Source organism: Chryseobacterium sp. PET-29 (assembly GCF_025736815.1).
Classification (GTDB): domain Bacteria; phylum Bacteroidota; class Bacteroidia; order Flavobacteriales; family Weeksellaceae; genus Chryseobacterium; species Chryseobacterium nepalense.
The window spans coordinates 3,437,527-3,452,762 of the sequence record NZ_CP107053.1 but is presented as its reverse complement, the minus strand read 5'-3'; the positions used below and the strand labels follow the sequence as shown (position 1 = coordinate 3,452,762).

The window sequence follows — 15,236 nt, the reverse complement described above, 5'->3', positions numbered from 1 at the left end:
AGTGTCTTTATGATTTGAATTTTAAACACAAAGCCTGCAAAGATTTTTCTTGATCACTTGCTGTTTTTAAATTCGCAAAGGCGTTAAACACTCAGCAAGACAAAAATGAACTTAGAACTTTATTTTAAATTTCTCAATCATTTAATGTTTGAGTTAAATATTAGTTTTTTCTGGAGTAAAAGTAGGAAAATTAATCAATATCGTCCCAAAAATCAAAATAATTGAACCATTGAAGCGGATATTTCCTGATCATGGATTCCAGGTTTTCGGTATAAGAATTGAGAAGTCCCTGTGCATCGCGCTTTTTTACATTCTCAGCAACTCTGGCGTACAAATGATAATGAAGATTTTTTTCTTTCATTACATAAACATACACCACGGGAACGCCAAGCCTTGAGGCAATAAGAAAAGGACCTGCAGGAAATTTTGCTGTTTTCCCAAGCAATTCGCCTTCTAAAAATTTTGACCCTTCGAAATAGCGGTCGCCGGTAAAGCAAATAAGTTCGTTTTTGGATAGCGCTTCATTAATCTCGAAAATATGAGACATATCTTCTTTTACATAAATGAATTTTACGGTACTTTTTTTAACCGATACACTTTCAAGATATTCTTTAATAACCGTAACCTCCTGATCTGTAGTCACCAGATTGATCTGACAATCAAAATCAATATCTGCAAAGAAATATTCTGCAATTTCAAAATTGCCGATATGGGCACTGATGAGAACACCGCCTTTCTTTTCGGCTAAAAGATTTCTCAGATTTTCAATTCCGTCGAATTCATAAGTATATTTTCCCCGTAATCCGGCTGAAATAGCCGTTTTGTCGATAAGAACCTTTCCGAAAGTAAAATAGTTTTTAAATAATGAAATTTTTGTTTTCCAGTATCCGTAATTCAGTCTTTTTCCGAAATAATACCTGTAATATCTGTTGCCGTTTTTTTCGAATAAAAAATAGTAGAAGGCAACAAAATAAAGCACAATATATGAACTTCTGATCCCGATATTTCTAATACACCAGACAAAAATTCTGTATCCCAGAATCGTCCCCTTAGATTTACCTTTCCACTTGTTCATAGTCGTCATTGAACCATGTACCAATGTAAAAATGTAACAGTGTAACAATTATTTAATCAAATATTGGTCAACTGTTATATTGATATATTGCTACATTATAAATTATTTATTTTTTTCTGCGATTTTGTTTTCGATAGTAGAATAGAAATCGTCAAAAGTCACGATGTTTTTAAAATCAGCTTCGCCCAATTTCACTCCGAAATTAGATTCTATTACGACCACCAGATCAATATAATCCAGGCTGTCTAGGCCTAATGTCTTTTTAAAGTTTGCATCATTGCTGATTTCATCGCCGTCTACTTCAAATTCATTGACTAAAAAGTCGTTGGCGGTCGCAACAATTTTTTCCCTTTCCATGTTTTTAATTAAATTTTTTAACAATTAATGCGGAATTGGTTCCCCCAAATCCGAAAGAATTCGACAAAAATACGTCAATTTTTTGACTTTTTGTTTCGGCAATCAAATTTATCCTTTTTGCTTCATCATCAGGATTTTCCAGATTGATATTCGGGGCAATGAAATCGTTCTGCATCATAAGAATGGAATAAATAACTTCGCTTGCACCTGCCATCCAGCATTCATGACCGGTCATGGATTTTGTTGAACTTACCGGAACTTCACCCCCGAAAATTTCATAAATTGCTTTGGCTTCATTAGCATCACCAATTGGTGTGGATGTTGCGTGAGCATTAATATAATCAATATCTTCCACCTGTAAACCAGACTGTTGCAAAGCCCTATTCATTGCTAAAGCAGGCCCGTCAACATTCGGCGTTGAAATATGTCCTCCGTTTGAAGAGAATCCATAACCCACAATTTCCGCAATGATATTCGCTCCTCTTTTTTGCGCAGACTCCAGGCTTTCAACAATTAAAGTAGCAGCTCCGCCACTGGGAATCAAGCCATCTCTTGCAGAATCAAAAGGCCTTGATGCTTTTGTAGGCTCATCTTCTCTCACTGAAAAAACACCCAATCCATCAAAACTCGCCATGGAATATTTGTTGGTTTCCTGCGCTCCTCCGCAAACAATCATATCCTGGAAGCCGTTTTTAATCATCATATAAGCCAGTCCGAGAGAATGGGAACCGCTTGCACATGCAGCACTGATCGTAAGGTTAATCCCTCTTAATTTAAAAATCGTGGAAAGATTCATGGTAACGGTGGAGTTCATCGACTTGAAAATAGCTCCAGAACCCATTAAAGTTGTATCTTTTTTCTCTCTTGCAATGTCGATAGATTCTACCACTGCCTGAGAAACACTGTCGTTTCCGTATAAAATCCCGACTTCATTATTGTCTAAAAAATCCTGGTCTACACCAGCCTGTTTTAAGGCATCTAAAGTTGCTGCATACGCATATTCGCTTTCCTCGCCCATGCTTACACGTTGCCTGCGGCTGAGAAGATTTTTAAGATCCGGTTTCGGAACAACGCCGGTTAATCCGGATCTGAAACCAAACTCCTTTCTTTCATCTACTAAAAAAATTCCGGATTTTCCCTGAAATAAAGATTCTTTCACCTCTTCCAAAGAAGTTCCGATGCAGGAATAAATCCCCATTCCGGTAATGACAACCCTATTTTCCATGTTAAAAAATGTAACAGTTTATCAATTTAACAGTGTAACAATTTCAAATTCGCAACCATAATACTTTCTGTCATTCTGAACGAAGTGAAGAATCTCATTATTGGTACATTGTTAAATTATTACATTGCTAAATTATTATGAGTAGATTCCTCCGTTGATGTTTATAACTTCACCTGTAATGTATGATGCTTTTTTAGACGCCAAAAATGCTACCAAATCTGCGACTTCTTCTGCTTCCCCGAATCTATTTGCAGGAATCATGCCTTTTAATTCATCTTCGTTAAACTCCTGGGTCATATCTGTTTTAATGAATCCCGGCGCAACCGCATTTACCGTAATATTTCTTTTTGCCACTTCCTGAGCCAGAGCTTTTGTAGCTCCTACCAAAGCTCCTTTTGCAGCAGAATAATTGGTTTGTCCCGCTGTTCCTTTCACTCCGGAAACAGAAACCATATTGATGATTCTTCCGTATTTATTACGTAATAATTTTTGAATAAAGAAATTCGTAACATTAAAGAACCCGTTTAAACTGGTGTTAATCACTGAGTTCCAGTCTTCACTCGGCATCCACATGAATAATCCGTCCCTTGTAATTCCGGCGTTATTTACAATCACTTCCACCACAGCACTGGAGTTCGCATCCTGCCATTCTGTTAAAACCACCTTTGTTTCCTCAGCATTTCCTACATCGAATTTCAGAATTTCCCCTGTTGCCCCCAATTCTTCAACTTTAGCCAAGGTTTCCCTTGCTGCCGTTTCGTTTGAAGTATAGTTAATCAAAATATGATAATTCTTTTCTTCTGCCAGTTTTATACAGATGGCCCTTCCGATTCCCCTTGAGCCTCCTGTGATGATTGCACATTTCATGTGTTTGCTTATATTAGTTTAATTTCTTTAAGTATACTTCTATGACAATTTATTTTGGATAAAAATTACATAGTTTTTAAATATTTTTTTACCTGTTCCAAATATGGATACATCACCATATCATCGGAGAATGCAGGAATAATTTTTCTTATATCATCATACAGTTCTTTAGTGGCAGATGAAATTTTATCCTGAAAACCAAGATATTCAATGGCCTGAACAATTGTAATTGCCTCAATAGTCAATACTTCAAATGCATTTTCAATCACTTTTCTGCAGATAACCGCAGCGTTGGTTCCCATGCTCACAATATCCTGATTATCATTATTATTCGGTATACTGTGAATATACATCGGGTTAGACAGCATCTGGCTTTCCGCCGTGGTTGAAGTTGCCGTAAACTGAACTCCCTGCATCCCGAAATTAAATCCTAATTTGCCCAAATTAACAAACGGAGGCAAGATTTCATTGATTTTAGAATTTAAAAGGTAATTTAATTGCCTTTCTGCAAGCATTGTTAGTTTGGCCACTACAATTTTCAGCTTATCCATTTCCAGGGAAACATAATCTCCGTGAAAATTTCCGCCGTGGTAAACATGCTGGTCTTCAACATTGATGATCGGATTATCATTAGCTGAATTAATCTCGTTTTCCAATACTTTTTCAGTGTATTCCAGAGTATCCAAAACAGGTCCTAAAATCTGCGGAACACATCGTAAAGAGTAATATTCCTGAACTTTTTCTTTGAAAACTTTTTCCTGTTCTTCAAAATGAGTGTATAAATGATCTGCTCTTTTCCTGATCAATTTGCTGTCAGACAAATGAGCCCGCATTTTTTCTGCAATTTTCTGCTGACCGGCATGAAGCTTTGTTCCGTTTAATACTTCCGATAAGTGATCATCATACGCCTGAACAATTTCATTAATCGCACAGGATAATTTAATAGAAATATCAGTTAACTGATTCGCTTTATGCGCATTAACAGCACCAATGCCGGACATCACGGAAGTTCCGTTCATTAATGCGAGTCCTTCACGGATTTCTACCTGAATCGGTTTCAAACCTTCAGATTGAAAAACTTCTTTTGTAGATTTTCTTTCACCTTTATGGAAGACTTCCCCTTCACCAATCAGCACTAAGGCTAAGTGTGCCAATTGTACGAGATCGCCGCTTGCACCTACTCCTCCGTGTTCAAAAATCAACGGTGTAACATCTCTGTTTATTAATTCTTTAAGCAAAATAACAACAGATTCATGAACCCCGGATTTCCCAAGAGATAATGTATTCAGTCTGGCCAGCATACAGGCTTTTGCTTCGTCCGCCGGAAGCGGATTTCCTATTCCTGAAGAATGGCTTCTGATGAGATTGTATTGAAGCTGATGTGTATCTTCATCACTGATCTTAAATTGTGCCATCGGTCCGAAACCCGTATTCACACCATATATCACTTTATTTTTTGAAAACTCCTTTAAAAACTGAAAACTTTCATTCACTCTGGTAAGAAGTGCTTTATCCAGTTCTATATTTTTATTCTCAACAATGATTTTCTTAAAGTCGCTCAGTTCTAAAAAGTTGTTTATTTTCATTTATTGATAGAATAATATGATAATTTTGTAGTTATTAATTAATTGTCATTAATTTGCGGCAAAGATAGAAGTTATTATTAAAATAAAAAATCAAAGATGAGCAAAGAATTTGTTGACGTTCTTGTAATCGGAGCCGGGCCTTCCGGATGCGTATCTTCTTCATATTTAAAGAAGAACAACGTCAACGTTAAAGTTGTTGAAAAGACAAAATTTCCAAGACTGGTAGTAGGAGAAAGCCTGATTCCACGGGTAATGGATCATTTTGAAGAGGCCGGATTATTTCCCGCGCTTGACAAAATGGGTTTTGAAAAGAAACTCGGCGCCCGGTTTCTGAGAGGAAAAGAAGTATGTATTTTTGATTTTAGCAATAAGTTCGGAGAAGGCTGGGACTGGACATGGCAGGTTCCGAGGGCAGATTTCGACAATGTTTTAGCTCAGGAAGTTATTAATAAAGGGATTGATCTGGAATTTGAAACGGAAGTGACCGGGATTGAATTCAACGGAACAGATTCTGTGACCACAGTAAAAAATAAAAATGGAGAAACAAAAGAAATCCACGCCAAATTTGTCATCGACTCCAGCGGTTACGGAAGAGTCCTTCCAAGACTTCTGGATTTGGAAAAACCTTCAAAACTTTCACCTCACTCCGCTATTTTTTCCCATGTAAAAGACATCAACAGAGAAGCAGGAACAGAAGGCACTTTAATTTCTTTTGATATTATCGAAACGGAAGTCTGGCTTTGGGTAATTCCTTTTTCCAACGGAAATACCAGCGTAGGAATTGTGGGTCCTACCGAATACATCGACCGACTTTCTAAAAACGGAGATACCACAGAAGCTCTGAGAAAAGCGATTTCTCTTTCAGATTATTATGTAAAACGTTTCGGAGATGTGGATTTTCTCTTTGAGCCAAAACATTTAAAAGACTATTCCTGCTCGGTAAAAAAACTGTATGGTGATGGTTTTGCATTAACGGGAAATGCTTCGGAATTTCTTGATCCGGTTTTCTCTTCAGGAATGGCTTTTGCCACAGAAAGCGGAATGACCGCCGCAAAATTAGCTTTAAGACAACTCAACGGCGAAAAAGTTGACTGGCAAAAGGAATTTGCAGACTATATTCTTTATGGTGTTGATGTTTTTACCACGTACGTAAAAGAATGGTACACCGGAAATCTTCAGGAATTGTTTTTCCACCAGCCGGAAAACCCCGATGTGAAAAGAAAAATCTGTGCAGTTCTTGCAGGTTATGTATGGGACAAAAAAAATACTTTTGTCCGAATACATGATACAGCGATCAAGAATCTCGCAGAATTCATTAAAAAAGAAAAGCAACAAGCATAAAAAACGGCCTGAGATTTCAGGCCGTTTTATTTATCTTAAATCGATAAACGTAATTGGCTTTCTGCTGTTCGGATTAAAAACTGTTTTAGATAAAATATCAAATTCAACAAGCTCAATTTTCGGACTTACTCTTAGTTTCGCCCGGAAATGATCTCTTACTTCACTTACAAAGCTTTCGGAATCACTGTCTGTGCTTATTTTAATGATAATTTCATCCAACCCGATTTCATTCGACTGAATAACAATCTGGTAACACAGAATACCATTGAAATCATTCAGAATATCATTCATCGCGGGCGGATACAATGTAGTGCCCTTATATTTGATCATCTGCTGCTTCCTGCCGATCACCGGACCGAGTCTCATTGTATTTCTTCCGCATTTACAAGGTTCATCATGCGCTTTTACAATATCTCCCGTTTTGAATCTTAATAACGGAATCGCTTCAACACCTAAAGTTGTAATGGTTAATTCCCCGCTTTCACCTTCTTTTACCGGATTCCCATCGTCGTCAAGAATCTCGGTAATGATTAGTTCCGGATGATGATGTCCGCCGATTTGTTCTTCACACTCCGTAAAAGCGGTGCTCATTTCTGTGGAAGCGTAGGTTGAGAATAATTTAATATCCCATTTTTCTTTAATTTTCCGGGATAAAATATTATCTGTAAAATCCTGATTTTTGATACTTTCTCCGATACAAACCGCACCGTAAACACTGGAGTTTTTATAATCAATTCCATGCTTTTCGGCATAATCGATCATTTTTAATAAAAATGAAGGAACAGTAATTAAATATTTCGGCCTGTATCTGAAAATAGAATCCCACTGAAGCTCAGGAATTCCCGGTCCCATTCTTACCACGCTCGCGCCCATTTTTCTGAGTCCTAAAAAATAAGCAAGCCCGGCCATGAATCTTTTATCAATGGTTGTAATCATCTGGACAACATCTCCTTTTTGAATTCCGGCACAGGCAAAAGAAATCGCTTCGTTATAAGCCAGTCTCTCAAGGTCGTTATCTGACAATCCGAAGGTTACAGGATCACCCAGTGTTCCTGAAGTTGTGCTGTAATCCACAATTTTATCTACAGTTATACAGAAAAAATCATCATTATGCTGCTGAATATCGTTTTTTGTAGTGGTGGGAATTTTCCGCAGGTCTTCCAAAGTCCGAATATCAGAAATGTTGATATTGTTTTCCCTGAATACTTTTTGATAAAAAGTTGATTTTTTTTCAAGATAAACCAAAAGCTCCTGAAGTTTTTGCTCCTGAAATTTTTTGATTTCCCTAATGTCTGATCTTTCGATGGATGGATAGAAGTCCAATAGATTTATTTTTAAAGGACAAATTTATTTAATTAATATTAATTTTCTCATGAAGATTTTATTGCTCATGGATTTCACGGATGATTGGACTTGTTAATTTGTTTTTTTTAAACGCAAAGACTAATTGTTTATTCCGTTAATCTTAGTAAGTAAAGGCAAATAAATTTGCTGCGCGAAGCTAATAAATAGATACCCTTCATCAATCAGCCCGCTGATGCATTCTTTATCCACTTAAGAATATACAGGTTTAAAATAAATCTTTGTTTGGTAATAAAAACCATGCAGATTTTGCAGGTGGTGCAGATTTTTTATTTGAGGAAAGTTTTTTTGAAACAACTTTTAGCAACAGGATAAATTCACTTATTCACGCTTGATCTTTCACCTTTCCTTATTCCTCTGCTTTACTTTTCTGAAACAGAACATTTTTCACTGTAAATATCAAAATAAAACATATATTATAAACCGGTAAATTTTAGTAAATTTGCCAACTTAATTAATCAACGATATTGATCTATTACAATGAGCCAATTTAAAGAATACAAAAACCTCAACCTTATTGACGTAGCCGAGAATGTAGCGGAATTCTGGAAACAGAATAAAACTTTCAATAAGAGTGTTGAGATTCGTGAGGGGCAACCTGAGTTTGTTTTTTATGAAGGTCCGCCTTCTGCAAACGGCATGCCCGGAATTCACCATGTTATGGCCAGAGCATTAAAGGATATTTTCTGTCGTTACCAGACCCAGAACGGAAAACAGGTTTTCCGTAAAGCGGGATGGGATACACACGGACTTCCGGTAGAGCTTGGTGTGGAAAAAGAATTAGGAATCACTAAAGAAGATATTGGCACTAAGATTTCAATTGAAGATTACAACAAAGCGTGTCGTGAAGCGGTAATGCGTTACACAGACGTTTGGAACAACCTTACCGAGAAAATCGGTTACTGGGTAGATCTTGATGATCCGTATATCACGTACAAATCAAAGTACATGGAGACGGTTTGGTGGCTATTGAAGCAATTGTACGATAAAGGATTATTGTACAAAGGCTACACCATTCAGCCGTATTCTCCGAAAGCGGGAACCGGACTTTCTTCCCACGAAGTAAATCAGCCGGGAGCTTACCGTGATGTTTCAGATACAACGGTGGTGGCACAGTTTAAAACATTACCTGAAACATTGCCTTCATTTTTACAAGGTTTTGGAGATGTGCATTTCTTAGCCTGGACGACAACTCCGTGGACGTTGCCTTCCAATACTGCGTTGACAGTAGGACCGAAAATCGATTATGTTTTGGTTAAAACTTTCAATCAATATACTTTTGAACCGGTAAATGTAGTTTTGGCTAAAGCTTTGGTTGGAAAACAGTTTGCAAAAAAATACAGTGAAGGTACAGAAGAAGATTTCGCAAATTACACTGCAGAAAGTAAAATTATTCCTTATCAGATTTTAGCCGAATTTAAAGGGGCTGATTTAGTTGGAATTAAATATGAGCAACTTTTAGATTACGCTAAACCTCACCAAAATCCGGAAAATGCTTTTAGGGTAATTTCAGGAAACTTTGTAACGACGGAAGACGGAACAGGTATCGTTCACACCGCGCCAACGTTTGGTGCTGATGATGCGAAAGTGGCTAAAGAAGCGACCCCTGAAGTTCCGCCAATGCTTGTTTTGGATAAAAACGGAAATCCTGTTCCGCTGGTGGATTTACAGGGAAGATTTTTACCGCAGGTAAACGACGAAATTTACGGTTTTGCGAATGAATATGTAAAAGGAGAATACCTGAGCGAAGCAGAAAAAGATGCGGAATTCAAAATTCAGAAGGAAAACCTCAAGTCCATTATTTCAGATTTGAAGACCTATCTTTCTGTAGATGAAAGAATTGCTTTAAAATTAAGAAAAGAAAACAAGGCTTTTAAAGTAGAAAAATATGTTCACTCGTATCCGCACAGCTGGAGAACAGATGAACCATTGTTATATTACCCACTGGATTCATGGTTTGTAAAAATGACTGCCGTGAAAGACAGACTGGTAGATTTAAACAAAGAAATCAACTGGAAGCCGAAATCAACGGGAGAAGGACGTTTCGCCAACTGGCTGGAAAATGTAAACGACTGGAATCTTTCCCGCTCAAGATATTGGGGAATTCCGTTGCCGATCTGGAGAACAGCTGATCTGAAGGAGGAGAAAATCATCGGATCTGTAGAAGAATTGTATAATGAAATTGAAAAATCAATTGAAGCAGGATTGATGAAAGAAAATCCGTTCAAAGGTTTTATCATCGGAAATATGTCCGAATCCAATTACGAACTTGTTGATCTTCACAAAAATGTGGTTGATAAGGTAATCCTCGTTTCAGATTCAGGACAAGCCATGAAACGCGAAAGCGATCTGATTGACGTTTGGTTCGATTCGGGAGCGATGCCGTACGCGCAGCTGCATTATCCTTTTGAAAATAAAGAATTAATTGATACCAATAAAGCTTTTCCGGCAGATTTCATTGCGGAAGGTGTTGACCAGACACGTGGTTGGTTCTACACGCTCCATGCGATCGGAACGGCAGTTTTTGATTCGGTAGCCTATAAAAACGTAATGAGTAACGGGCTTGTTTTGGATAAAAACGGTCAGAAAATGTCAAAACGCTTAGGCAACGCCGTAGATCCTTTTGAAACACTTGCGGTTTACGGTCCGGATGCTACCCGCTGGTACATGATCTCAAACGCCAATCCGTGGGAAAACCTGAAATTTGATATCGAAGGGATTGATGAAGTGAGAAGAAAGTTCTTCGGGACATTATACAACACCTATTCATTCTTTGCTTTATATGCAAATGTTGACGGGTTTAATTATTCTGAAAAAGAAGTTGAAAACAGACCTGAAATCGACCGATGGATTTTATCGGAATTGAATCTGCTCATCAAAGAAGTAAAAGCTTTCTACGAAGATTATGAACCTACAAGAGTGGCGAGGGCCATCAGTACGTTTGTAAATGATAACTTATCCAACTGGTACGTAAGATTGTGCAGAAGACGTTTCTGGAAGGGAGATTATTCTGAAGATAAAATCTCGGCTTACCAGACTTTATATACCTGTCTTGAAACAGTTGCCAAATTATCTGCGCCTATCGCACCGTTCTTTATGGATCAATTGTATCAGGATTTAAATAGAGTAACCGGAAAAGAAAGTGCAGAATCGATTCACTTAACAGACTTCCCGGTTGCGGACGAAAGTCTTATTGACCAGGATCTGGTTGAAAAAACCCATTTGGCACAAAACATTACAAGTATGGTTTTCTCTTTGAGAAAGAAAGAAAATGTAAAAGTTCGCCAGCCATTGCAAAAAGTATTAATTCCTGTTTTAGATTCTAAAACTGAGGAGCAGATTTCAGCGGTTTCAGAACTGATCAAACAGGAGGTAAATGTTAAGGAAATTCAGTTGATCAACGCGGAAGAAGCATCTCATCTTATTATAAAACAGATCAAACCGAACTTCAAAGCGTTGGGGCCTAAGTTAGGAAAAGACATGAAAGCAGTTGGAGGTGAGATTGCCAATTTCAATGCAGAACTGATTTCACAACTTGAAAAAGATGGAAAATTAGATATTCAGGGTTATGAAATTACATTGGAGGATGTAGAGATTTCCACAAAAGATATCCCGGGATGGACGGTAACTTCCGATGGGAAAACAACTGTGGCATTAGATTTGACGTTGACAGAAGAATTAAAATCTGAAGGGATCGCAAGAGAATTCATCAACAGGATTCAGAACCTGCGAAAAGATAAAGATTTCGATTTGACGGACAGAATTTTGATCTCTCTGGAAGACAACTCGCCTTTCATTGATGACATCAGGAAAAATGAAGAATATATTTCTTCCGAAGTCTTGTCAAATAAAATAGAAATTGTATCTTCACTTTCAAATTTTAACGAAATCGAAATAGATGAAGTTAATTTTAAGATAAATGTTGAAAAAATTTAACATATAGTTATTGTTTTTCAAATTCCATTTCATAATTTTATTAAAAAAGAGAAAGAACCATGTCAGACGAAAGAGTAAGATACAGTGATGCTGATTTACAAGAATTTAAAGCAATCATTAAGGAGAAAATAGAAAAAGCAGAAAATGATCTTAAATTGATCAGAGAAAGTTTCATTAACGACCAGAATAACGGTACGGATGATACCTCACCAACCTTTAAAGCCTTTGAAGAAGGTGCTGAAACTTTAAGTAAAGAACAGAACTCTATTTTAGCCGGAAGACAGGAAAAATTCGTTCGTGATCTTAAAAATGCTCTGATAAGAATTGAAAACAAAACTTACGGCGTTTGCAGGGTAACCGGAAAATTAATTCCTAAAGAAAGGCTTCTGGCTGTTCCTCATGCAACGCTAAGCATCGAAGCGAAAAATATGCAGAAATAACCGGAAGGTTAATATCATAAATTTGGGTTTATATTGTATTTTTGACAAATACTTTATAAACCTAATTTTTAGTATATATCCATGAGTGATTTATTCATTTTAATCATTATCATCGTTGTAATCCTGGCGTTTATTTACAGAGACCGGATCAGGAATCGGTTTTTTCCTGCAAAGCAAAAAAATTTAACGATCGATGACCGGTTTAATGCTGATAAACGCGAAAGGGAAAAAGAAATAGACAGGCTTTTAAGTAAAATGGGCAAAAACGGCATCAATGATCTTTCACCCAAAGAAAGAAAAAGGCTTGATGAGCTGTCCAAAAAATAATTTAAATTAAAAAAGTGGAATCCATTATTGTACATCCGAAAAATGCAATGGAACTCAGTGCGCTGAAAAGCGTCCTAAAAGACATGAACATTAAGTTCGAAAAATTCCATACCAAGAACATGCATCACAATCAGAAGACGATTAAAAAAATCGTTGATAAGAAGAACGAGAAAACAGGAAAACCTACAAAACCTAAAGGATTATAATGAAAAAGATCGTATTGGTAACCTTTCTTATCTTATTGATTGATCAGGCCTCAAAAATTTATGTAAAAACCCATTTTAACCTGGATGACAGTGTTTCCGTTCTGCCGGGGTTTAAGCTCACTTTTGTAGAAAACCCGGGGATGGCGTACGGCCTTCATTTCGGTGGCGTTATCGGAAAATATTTCCTTGTTTTGGTAAGGATTGTCCTGATTGGAGGAATGATTTATTTATTTAAAAAATGGTTACAGCGCGGCGAATCCAATTATCTTCTGATTCCGATGGCCATGATCTTTGCCGGAGCAATCGGTAACCTGATAGACGGCATGTTTTACGGACTGATTTTTGACAGCGGTACCGTATATGATGCAAGTATTGACCGATGGATCGGCTATGGCGGAATCTCAAAATTCTCCTCTTTCGGTGAAGGGTACTCTACCTTTATGAGAGGCTGTGTGGTGGATATGCTTCATTTCCCACTGGTAGACTGGAACGTTCCTGAAAGCTGGCCCCTGATCGGAGGAAAACATATAGAATTTTTTAAATATATCTTTAATGTAGCAGATTCTGCAATTACCGTGGGCGCAGCATTATTATTAATTTTCAGAAAAAAAGCCTTCCCGAACGGTTTGGAATTTTAAAGAATTTTTACACCGATGAAAAAATTGATTAAAAACTCACTTAAATTTTTCCTGCTTCTGTTCGTGGCGGGAATTATTTTTATGGCCTGGGCCAATTACAGCATTAAGGCAAGCAGTGACCCCTATATTTCTTATAAGACTAAAGATCTTCCAGCAGCAAAAACCGCTCTGCTTCTGGGTACAAGCAAAAGCTTAAATAACGGTTTTCCGAATGCTTATTTCTACAACCGCATTTATGCCGCGGTGGAATTGTATAAAACCGGAAAAATACGATACATTATCGTAAGCGGCGACAACAGTACGAAAGATTATAACGAACCTGAAGATATGCAGCTCGCTTTAATGGAGCACGGAATTCCTCAAGACAGAATTTTTCTTGATTTTGCAGGCTTCAGAACATTGGATTCAGTAATTAGAGCAAAAGAAATTTTTGGTCAGAATAAAATTATCATTGTCTCCCAGAAATTCCATAATGAAAGAGCCGTGTTTCTGGCCAGGCAAAACGGAATGGAAGCTTTCGGTTACAATGCATTAGATGTAAATCAATATGCCGGTTTTAAAACCAATATGAGAGAATATCTTGCTAAAGCAAAAGCGTATTGGGATCTAATTTTCGATGTTGAACCTAAGTTTGGTGGTGATAAAGTTTTGATTCCTTAATTTTTCCAGCGTGTATTTTTTTACGGAAAGTTTACATTAAAAGATAAATTCAAGTAGGTAAAGAATGAATCAACAAGTTGATTTGATGAAGCTTCCCGCAGCAAATATATGTGCCTTTGCTCTCTGATATTAAAAGTACAATCTTAAATCTTTGCGTTTAACAGAGCTTAAACTAACCTATATTTTAGAGAATTAATTTAAATTTGCAATTCATTAATTTTAAATATAAATTTTAAACAATGTCAAGAATTCTTACCGGCATTCAAGCCACCGGAACACCGCACCTGGGAAACCTGTTGGGTGCTATTATTCCTGCGATTGAACTATCGAAACAGGAAGGAAACGAATCTTTTTTATTCATCGCCAATCTTCATTCTTTAACCCAGATTAAAGATGCGGAAGTGCTAAAACAAAATACCTACGAAATTGCTGCGGCTTGGCTTGCTTGTGGGCTGGATACTGAAAAAACCTATTTTTACAGACAGAGTGACATCCCTGAAACCTGTGAACTTTCTTGGCATTTATCATGTTTTTTTCCGTATCAAAGACTAACGTTAGCACATTCCTTCAAAGATAAGGCAGACAGACTGCAGGACGTTAATGCAGGTTTATTCACCTATCCTATCCTGATGGCTGCAGACATTTTATTGTATGATGCCGAAATCGTTCCGGTTGGAAAAGATCAGCTGCAGCATTTGGAAATTGCAAGAGATGTTGCTTCAAGATTTAATAATCAAATGGGTGAAGTTTTTGTACTCCCGCAATCTGAGCTTCAGGAAAACACCAAGTATGTTCCCGGTATTGATGGTCATAAAATGTCTAAATCCAGAGGGAACATCATCAATATCTTCTTACCTGAAAAAGAACTGAAAAAACAGGTCATGAGTATTGAAACCGACTCCAAATCACTGGAAGAACCGAAAGATCCTGAAACCGATAAAGTGTTTGCAATATATCAGCTGATTGCAACTCCCGAACAGACTGAAGAATTGAAAGCGAAATATCTGGCCGGAAACTTCGGTTACGGTCATGCTAAAAAAGAACTTCTGGATCTCATCCTGACAAGATTCAAAAAGGAAAGAGAACTTTTCTCTTACTATATGAATAATCTTGAAGAACTGGAAGCAAAGCTTCAGGAAGGAGCCTCTAAAACGAGAGTAATTGCTACGGAAACCATTACAAGAGTGAGAAAAAGTTTAGGGCTTTAATGTTTTAA

General features: G+C 37.2%; 14 protein-coding genes. 8 read left to right on the top strand and 6 right to left on the bottom strand.

Annotation, left to right across the window (positions count from 1 at the left end; all coding sequences use genetic code 11):
* Positions 1-190: 190 nt before the first annotated feature.
* From ODE14_RS15710 to ODE14_RS15690, 5 genes are all read right to left on the bottom strand, one after another.
* Positions 191-1,075, bottom strand: a complete 885-nt coding sequence (locus tag ODE14_RS15710; RefSeq protein ID WP_263602103.1) for a lipid A biosynthesis acyltransferase — start codon at positions 1,073-1,075, stop codon at positions 191-193.
* A gap of 102 nt (positions 1,076-1,177) precedes the next feature.
* The gene (locus ODE14_RS15705) at positions 1,178-1,432 is read right to left on the bottom strand and encodes an acyl carrier protein (protein ID WP_248388806.1); all 255 of its coding nucleotides are present in this window, start codon (positions 1,430-1,432) and stop codon (positions 1,178-1,180) included.
* Between the two features lie 4 nt (positions 1,433-1,436).
* Positions 1,437-2,657, bottom strand: coding sequence for a beta-ketoacyl-[acyl-carrier-protein] synthase family protein (locus tag ODE14_RS15700; RefSeq protein ID WP_263602102.1), 1,221 nt, complete (start codon positions 2,655-2,657; stop codon positions 1,437-1,439).
* A 135-nt stretch (positions 2,658-2,792) separates the two neighbouring features.
* Positions 2,793-3,524 (bottom strand): 3-oxoacyl-ACP reductase FabG, encoded by a 732-nt coding sequence (gene fabG, locus ODE14_RS15695; RefSeq protein ID WP_248388810.1) that lies wholly within the window; start codon positions 3,522-3,524, stop codon positions 2,793-2,795.
* 65 nt (positions 3,525-3,589) lie between these two features.
* Positions 3,590-5,110, bottom strand: a complete 1,521-nt coding sequence (locus ODE14_RS15690) for an HAL/PAL/TAL family ammonia-lyase (protein WP_263602101.1) — start codon at positions 5,108-5,110, stop codon at positions 3,590-3,592.
* Between the two features lie 96 nt (positions 5,111-5,206).
* On the opposite strand from ODE14_RS15690, the gene ODE14_RS15685 reads away from it, so the two are divergent.
* Positions 5,207-6,451, top strand: a complete 1,245-nt coding sequence (locus tag ODE14_RS15685; protein ID WP_263602100.1) for an NAD(P)/FAD-dependent oxidoreductase — start codon at positions 5,207-5,209, stop codon at positions 6,449-6,451.
* Positions 6,452-6,481: 30 nt separating this feature from the next.
* Here the strand turns inward: ODE14_RS15685 and ODE14_RS15680 are convergent, their stop codons facing one another.
* Complete coding sequence (locus tag ODE14_RS15680) at positions 6,482-7,774, bottom strand: phenylacetate--CoA ligase family protein (RefSeq protein WP_263602099.1); 1,293 nt, start codon at positions 7,772-7,774, stop codon at positions 6,482-6,484.
* A 519-nt stretch (positions 7,775-8,293) separates the two neighbouring features.
* On the opposite strand from ODE14_RS15680, the gene ileS reads away from it, so the two are divergent.
* The 7 genes from ileS (at position 8,294) to trpS (ending at position 15,228) form a co-directional block, all read left to right on the top strand.
* Positions 8,294-11,749 (top strand): isoleucine--tRNA ligase, encoded by a 3,456-nt coding sequence (gene ileS / locus ODE14_RS15675; protein ID WP_263602098.1) that lies wholly within the window; start codon positions 8,294-8,296, stop codon positions 11,747-11,749.
* 59 nt (positions 11,750-11,808) lie between these two features.
* The gene (locus ODE14_RS15670; protein ID WP_027378898.1) at positions 11,809-12,189 is read left to right on the top strand and encodes a TraR/DksA family transcriptional regulator; all 381 of its coding nucleotides are present in this window, start codon (positions 11,809-11,811) and stop codon (positions 12,187-12,189) included.
* Positions 12,190-12,270: 81 nt separating this feature from the next.
* Positions 12,271-12,516, top strand: a complete 246-nt coding sequence (locus ODE14_RS15665) for a DUF6576 domain-containing protein (RefSeq protein WP_263602097.1) — start codon at positions 12,271-12,273, stop codon at positions 12,514-12,516.
* A gap of 14 nt (positions 12,517-12,530) precedes the next feature.
* Positions 12,531-12,722 carry a DUF2683 family protein gene (locus ODE14_RS15660; protein ID WP_072884312.1) on the top strand — a complete coding sequence of 64 codons (192 nt, stop codon included), beginning with the start codon at positions 12,531-12,533 and terminating at the stop codon, positions 12,720-12,722.
* Positions 12,722-13,360 carry a lipoprotein signal peptidase gene (locus ODE14_RS15655; protein WP_248388822.1) on the top strand — a complete coding sequence of 213 codons (639 nt, stop codon included), beginning with the start codon at positions 12,722-12,724 and terminating at the stop codon, positions 13,358-13,360. Before ODE14_RS15660 ends, ODE14_RS15655 begins: the two co-directional genes overlap by 1 nt.
* A 15-nt stretch (positions 13,361-13,375) precedes the next feature.
* On the top strand, positions 13,376-14,020 hold the full coding sequence (locus ODE14_RS15650) for a vancomycin high temperature exclusion protein (protein WP_263602096.1): 645 nt from the start codon (positions 13,376-13,378) through the stop codon (positions 14,018-14,020).
* A gap of 239 nt (positions 14,021-14,259) precedes the next feature.
* Positions 14,260-15,228: a tryptophan--tRNA ligase gene (gene trpS / locus ODE14_RS15645; protein ID WP_263602095.1), complete on the top strand. Its 969-nt coding sequence runs from the start codon at positions 14,260-14,262 to the stop codon at positions 15,226-15,228.
* The last annotated feature ends 8 nt before the right edge of the window (positions 15,229-15,236 follow it).

What these genes read in the sequence shown, in the direction of transcription:
- ODE14_RS15670 (WP_027378898.1), top strand. Translation starts at nt 11,809, where the DNA reads ATGTCAGACGAAAGAGTAAGATACAGTGATGCTGATTTACAAGAATTT.
- ODE14_RS15685 (WP_263602100.1), top strand. Translation starts at nt 5,207, where the DNA reads ATGAGCAAAGAATTTGTTGACGTTCTTGTAATCGGAGCCGGGCCTTCC.
- ODE14_RS15710 (WP_263602103.1), bottom strand. Translation starts at nt 1,075, where the DNA reads ATGAACAAGTGGAAAGGTAAATCTAAGGGGACGATTCTGGGATACAGA.
- trpS (WP_263602095.1), top strand. Translation starts at nt 14,260, where the DNA reads ATGTCAAGAATTCTTACCGGCATTCAAGCCACCGGAACACCGCACCTG.
- ODE14_RS15690 (WP_263602101.1), bottom strand. Translation starts at nt 5,110, where the DNA reads ATGAAAATAAACAACTTTTTAGAACTGAGCGACTTTAAGAAAATCATT.
- fabG (WP_248388810.1), bottom strand. Translation starts at nt 3,524, where the DNA reads ATGAAATGTGCAATCATCACAGGAGGCTCAAGGGGAATCGGAAGGGCC.
- ODE14_RS15650 (WP_263602096.1), top strand. Translation starts at nt 13,376, where the DNA reads ATGAAAAAATTGATTAAAAACTCACTTAAATTTTTCCTGCTTCTGTTC.
- ODE14_RS15700 (WP_263602102.1), bottom strand. Translation starts at nt 2,657, where the DNA reads ATGGAAAATAGGGTTGTCATTACCGGAATGGGGATTTATTCCTGCATC.
- ODE14_RS15655 (WP_248388822.1), top strand. Translation starts at nt 12,722, where the DNA reads ATGAAAAAGATCGTATTGGTAACCTTTCTTATCTTATTGATTGATCAG.
- ODE14_RS15705 (WP_248388806.1), bottom strand. Translation starts at nt 1,432, where the DNA reads ATGGAAAGGGAAAAAATTGTTGCGACCGCCAACGACTTTTTAGTCAAT.
- ileS (WP_263602098.1), top strand. Translation starts at nt 8,294, where the DNA reads ATGAGCCAATTTAAAGAATACAAAAACCTCAACCTTATTGACGTAGCC.
- ODE14_RS15665 (WP_263602097.1), top strand. Translation starts at nt 12,271, where the DNA reads ATGAGTGATTTATTCATTTTAATCATTATCATCGTTGTAATCCTGGCG.